At 50.5% G+C, this 5,416-nt stretch carries 6 protein-coding genes; 3 read left to right on the forward strand and 3 right to left on the reverse strand.

Translation table 11 applies throughout. The features are described 5' to 3' along the window. Positions 1-1,083, reverse strand: a 1,083-nt coding sequence (locus tag BSG17_RS25700; protein ID WP_139246832.1) for a hypothetical protein, incomplete at its 3' end; no start/stop codon positions are given. 1,088 nt (positions 1,084-2,171) lie between these two features. Here BSG17_RS25700 and BSG17_RS25705 point away from each other — a divergent pair. The 3 genes from BSG17_RS25705 (at position 2,172) to BSG17_RS27705 (ending at position 4,076) form a co-directional block, all read left to right on the forward strand. Then, entirely contained in the window at positions 2,172-3,383 is a 1,212-nt protein-coding gene (locus BSG17_RS25705; protein ID WP_089828186.1) for a Cdc6/Cdc18 family protein, read from the forward strand. Between the two features lie 128 nt (positions 3,384-3,511). Beyond that, on the forward strand, positions 3,512-3,775 hold the full coding sequence (locus BSG17_RS28875) for a hypothetical protein (RefSeq protein WP_394327992.1): 264 nt from the start codon (positions 3,512-3,514) through the stop codon (positions 3,773-3,775). 67 nt (positions 3,776-3,842) lie between these two features. Further along, the gene (locus BSG17_RS27705) at positions 3,843-4,076 is read left to right on the forward strand and encodes a hypothetical protein (protein ID WP_244531722.1); all 234 of its coding nucleotides are present in this window, start codon (positions 3,843-3,845) and stop codon (positions 4,074-4,076) included. 530 nt (positions 4,077-4,606) lie between these two features. Here BSG17_RS27705 and BSG17_RS25715 read toward each other — a convergent pair. Together BSG17_RS25715 and BSG17_RS25720 are read right to left on the reverse strand one after the other, a co-directional pair. Continuing rightward, complete coding sequence (locus tag BSG17_RS25715; protein WP_089828187.1) at positions 4,607-4,993, reverse strand: DUF8160 family protein; 387 nt, start codon at positions 4,991-4,993, stop codon at positions 4,607-4,609. Then, positions 4,993-5,416: ParA family protein (locus BSG17_RS25720; protein WP_139246833.1), on the reverse strand; the 424-nt coding region annotated here is incomplete at its 5' end. The genes BSG17_RS25715 and BSG17_RS25720, both read right to left, overlap by 1 nt.

Consider the following 5,416-nt stretch of genomic DNA (forward strand, 5'->3'; position numbering starts at 1 on the left):
ACTGCATCTTCTGAGTTCAAGAACCAGGTTCTGACACCGTGAAAGCGTGAATAATTGATCCCATCCCGACGCAGTCTTGCGTTCAACGAGGCATTTGAGGACCAATGATTCAGACGTTGGTTTCGAGTTCATGCTCCAGCCTTTCGGCATAGACTCAATTAGCTCACCAAGGATCTCTGTTCCCGTGTTTTCGACATCGTCGGCATATCGCTTCGCGAATTCGTAGTCGCGGAAGTCTTGGGTAGACAACCGCGGGGAACTCTGAACAAGCGACTCTACATCGGCACGCATATTGGTGAATGTCGGAGTCTCGCGGTGGCGATTGACTTGCTCAACAACCCACTGTGCCCGCTCTGTCGTAACTACGTCGTCAAAGAGTGCTTCACGGAGTTCCCAGTGCACTTCACTCATGAAGAACGCAACGAAGCGATTCCCACCGTACCGACCGAGACGGAATATCGTTCCACTTCGGGCAAAGAAAATTCGATGCGTCCCTTTCCAGGCGAGTTTGTATGGAACACCGACCCACATGAGACCGGCCTCCAAGCAGAGACACGCGATACTAAGTACAAACTCTAGATATTCGTTTCGTCTATCTCCGTTGATTGCGGTCGCGAATGCCTCGGCTTTGTCGAGAACATTGTTTACCGATCCAATTAGGGGGGCGTAGCGGACAACTACATCCGCGCGCTTTCCGATTGAATTCAGCAAGCTCTCGTCGACGATACCGGCGAGATTGTTTTCGTGAAGAACTTCGACGAGTCGACTGAACGACCGGAGATCCGTTCGCCCGGCAGATGATTGTTTGACGGCGCTGGCAATATTGCCTGGAGAATATTCACCAAGCGCATCGGTGGTGTCCTGTTCCAGCTGATGAACAGTTCTTGCAAGCTTCCACGCCTCTCGTTGTCGGCCTCTTGGATCAGAGAGATAGGCGATTGACTTAGGAAGCGTGCGGACATCGAACCGCCAGACGCCATCAGGTTGTCCGTCCGTTGCGGTGGCTGTTGATGCACCGACCACTGACGCGGCTGCTGTTGTTCCAATATTGTTCAAAAATCGGCGACGAGTACTTTTACCCATCAGTTAATTGATAAAAAATTCTCCAATTATATATTTTTTGTTAATTTCGGCTTCACAGATTCAACCTGTACGATAGCTTAGCCCAGAGGTTTGGCCATGCACCCGTGTTCGTATTCGTAACCATTTGACAATCAGAACTGATTCTCGATATGATTGACCGATAAATTAGTCATGGAATCAAGAGAGGTGGTGTCGGTATCTGAGCACATGATTCGGGAATGCCTCGGTCTGAGTGTCACTGGACACGGGGGATAGGACACACTCAACAAGACGAATGACTGTGACTCAACTACAGACGGGTCGAGTCACCACTCGAGCAGCCGGCGACGACGAACTCCCCACCGTGTCCCCATAATTCTGCTCGTGATCTGGACCGACTGACACGGAGTGGACCGAACGGCTACTCGGAAACGCACTCAAGACAAGACGATTAGCGCGATTAGTCACAAAGAAGATAGTTCTAGTCTGTTCACCGATTAGTGAACTTCTGAGAAGCGTAAGGGTCATCTCGATAACTAAAACACGGTTCGACATATATAACCGCAGTTTCGTCTGCTTCGTCTGTTCGGTGCTATTTATAAAGAGGGAGAGAGGAGATTTCGTCTGCTTTTTGCTCCGAAGACGTATGAGGAAAGTAGAGGGAGTGTATCCTGCCTGTTGTGTCGTTATTCTATCAATCGAAAGTCAGGAAGTTAGCATCTAGTCGAGCCTTCCTTACCAGGAAGTCTCTCTAGTGCCTAGTAATTAACTTGGAGAACTGTTTCTTGTGTTCTATAATAAAACTATGGTATAGGAGTGGTCGCGACGATGATGTCGTCCTGATGGCGATCTGCTAACCGAGGGTATTACGCAACTTATCCCCCGAAATCGTGGTATTTTCACTTGGAAACGGGGTGTGTCAACCGTGGATACCACACCCCCGACCCACCTTTGAAGGAGAAAGCAGACGAAATCTCCTCTCTCTCTTCCCCATTTAAACTATTTAAACACTTATAAAGAGACACCATAGCAGACGAAAGCAGACGAAAGCAAACAAAACAGATGAACCCTGGGTATTAAGTACGGACGTATAATTGGTGTAGACAATAATGAAGTCTGAGTTGTTCGGGGACGCTGATGGTGGGGTCTTCAAAGACTCCAAAGTCCTGAAAGAGGACTACCATCCCGAGACGATCGAGAACCGTGACGACGAGATTGCGTCGTATCAGAGTGCGATGCAACCCGTCTTCGACGGGCGTGGCGGATCTCCTGATAATATCTTGGTCTACGGAAAAGCGGGCGTGGGTAAAACGGCCGTCACCCGATACGTCACTGAACAGCTCAAAATGGAAGTCGAACACAGGTACGGGGAAGGGACGATGGAGGTCATCCACCACAACTGCAATGGTGACAGCGTCTATGACGTCTTCCGTAATCTCACGAATCATTTCCGAGGCCCACACGAGAAGCAGTTCCCCGAGCGAGGGCTCTCGCTCTCGAACGCTACTGAAGCGTTCTATACCGAAGTGAACTCATTCGGTGGTGATGTGGTGGTCGTTCTTGACGAAATCGACCACATCAACGACTCCAACCCTCTGTTGTACGAGCTCAGTCGTGCTAACGACAACAATGATCTCGGTGACTCTAATATTTCGCTGATCGGCATCAGCAACAACCTCCGATTCAAGGATTCGTTCAGTAGTAAGGTGAGCGATTCCCTGAAAGAGACGTCTATCAAATTCAAACCATACGACGCCAACGAGCTCAGTGATATCTTGCTCACCCGCGCCGAAAAAGGACTCAAGAGCGACGTCTACAGCAAAGGGATCATCCGCTTAATTGCAGCTCTCACTGCGAATGATGAGGGCTCTGCAAGACAGGCGATTGATGTCCTGAACAAAGCAGCGAAACTGTGCATGGATGATGGCCGGCTCGAGCTCACCGAAGACGACGTGCACAACGCAAAGGAACTCGTTGAGCGACGGGAAATTGCGTCCGACTTGGACACCCTCACCGATCACGGACAGTACGTACTGAGCACCGTAATCAGCTTAGACCTGAAGGGAGAGACCCCGTGTCGTAGTAAAACGGTGTTCGAGACATACAAGCAGGTCTTAGAGAAGACTGATAGAAAACCGCTCACCACTCTCAAGTCCATTCAGAACCACCTCAACGAATTGCAAATGCTCGGCTTCCTCCATCGAACGAAGAAGAACGAGGGGCTGAATGGTGGTGTCTACGCAGAGTACGAGTGCACAGTCGACCCCGAACAACTCCTGGACTTGCTTGAGAAGGAGTTGGATATCACCTTTAGTAGGTAACTCGAAAAAGCAGACGAAATCTACTCCCCCTCCTCCACTCTCTGCATATATAAAGTACATAAGTAGTGTCGGTAGCAGACGAAACAGATGAAACGTTGGCTATCGAGGCGCTTCGTGATGTTCGGGGAGTGAGTGTCTGGATTCTTTTGCCGATCTTCGTATTTTCTAATGTCATTCCGCTCTGTTCGGCGTTTGCTGCCCAAGATGAAGGGAGCGCTCGGCAGGTAGTTCGACTCTTGTACAAGGCCGGTGAGCTGGCGTTGAACATGGCGATGAGGTCGTCGACGAACAGCACGTCCGTGAAGCCCGCGACATCCTCGAGCGAAAACGCATCGAGGAAGGGATGCGGAGCCTCACGACTCAAGATCAGTTTGCGCTACTGTCGGTCGTAGCCCTCGAGGTTACTGAACGGCGCGAACACGCAGCCTTTTCCAGAAGTACAAGACGAACATCGACCGACTGGATAGGAACCAATTCGTCGAGCGTCGCGTTCGTGACCATCTCCAACGCCTCGGGATGCAGGGCTTCCTGCTCGTGGAATCCCGAAATACGGGGATTCAGGGTGGCTCTCACTATTGCTTCGGGTTGAAGACCGACATCGAAGCCACGCTCGACATTCTCGGCGAAGATGAGCGTATCAACGACGTCGTCGAAGACTTGACCGAGATTGCGGTTGCGAAGCAGTTGGTGTAGTCTTCATTTCGGTCCTTCTCGTTGGCGTAGTCCCCTAGTATCTCCTTCCTGCACCGTTGTCGAACGAAATTCCGATAGACCCAGAGCCGATTGACAGTGATCGCTATTCCCAGACTATCGAACGAATCGACGACGACGTCGTCCACAGATACCTCTCAGAATTGTAGGAACCGGATGTCAAAGAGATGAGGACTGTTACCTCGCGTCTCTAAACCGGTTACGTAGCGCACTAGGCAACCACGTAACCGCATCCTCGCCCGTATCTACGCCGAGGAAATACGAATACGTTAGGATCCGCTGTATCGTTCTCCCGTCGTACACCTAGTTAGTCAAAGTAGGTCCGTAGAGAACGTTTGCGGGGCGCCAAACCGTCAGGGTGACGTTTGAACAAGGGAGCTCGTGAAAACCGGAGAGGGTGGGTTATATAAATGTCTCAAGGCTCGTGAAGCTGATGAAACTCGTGTAGCTCATGAACGCTGTGATTATGTAAAACGGGCTACACAATCTCGTCTTTCCATCCGTGCTAATCGTTATTTGGCTTCTAACTCTTCTATTCTCTCTTTGACTTCTTTACTCTCTAATTCTTCTAATCGCTCTAATCCGAGTTTAACGATTAGCGGGTAGTAGTGCCGTGTCTTCTTGATTGAGAGGCCGTAGTCTTGGTCGAGATCGAGGTCGAGTCGTTTGTAGTTGTGGCTGAGCGATGACGCCAGTTCGTCGTTGAGATAGATCGAGTGGTTGGTCCACTCCGATTTGATATTCACTGTCTTTTCGTTCTTTGAATCCTTTACGTTCTTTGCTTTCTCTGCTTTCTTCTCTTGTTGTTCGTTCTTTACTCTCTCGGCCTTCTCATCGTTCTCGTCGCCGAACCGTTGTGCGAATCGGTCTTTTACCGAGTCGCCGGTCTCATTCGCCATTACGCAGTCACCTCCGCTTGTTCGAGGTCAATTGCCAGCTGCTGGTAGTTCTCTTTCATGTCCGTGTCTTCGGCATTGTCGCCGAAGATCGACCCGCCAGCACTGAGGCTCCGCTTCACTGCTGCTCTGTGCCGGATTTCGTGTACCGGGCATCTCCCATCAAAGGTCTCGTGGAAGAACTCGATGTTCTCTTTCTGGTCGTTGTCCAACGGGTAGTGAACGTTCGAAATTACGATGGCAGACTGCTGGATGGTGACGCCATACCGCTCTTCGAGCGTCTCGATTTGGTTGAGCAGAATATCGAGTGCATGGATCGAGCTCTCCATCGCTTCCACTGGGATGACCATGTTCTGGCAGGCCAGCAATACATTGTCGTTGATGACACCGAGACTTGGTGGAGCGTCGACGACGACGTAGTCGTAG

The sequence above is a fragment of the Halogranum amylolyticum genome (genome assembly GCF_900110465.1).
Lineage (GTDB): Archaea > Halobacteriota > Halobacteria > Halobacteriales > Haloferacaceae > Halogranum > Halogranum amylolyticum.

Coding starts and splice junctions, on each gene's coding strand:
- BSG17_RS25715 (WP_089828187.1), bottom strand. CDS start 4,993: ATGGCGAATGAGACCGGCGACTCGGTAAAAGACCGATTCGCACAACGG.
- BSG17_RS25705 (WP_089828186.1), top strand. CDS start 2,172: ATGAAGTCTGAGTTGTTCGGGGACGCTGATGGTGGGGTCTTCAAAGAC.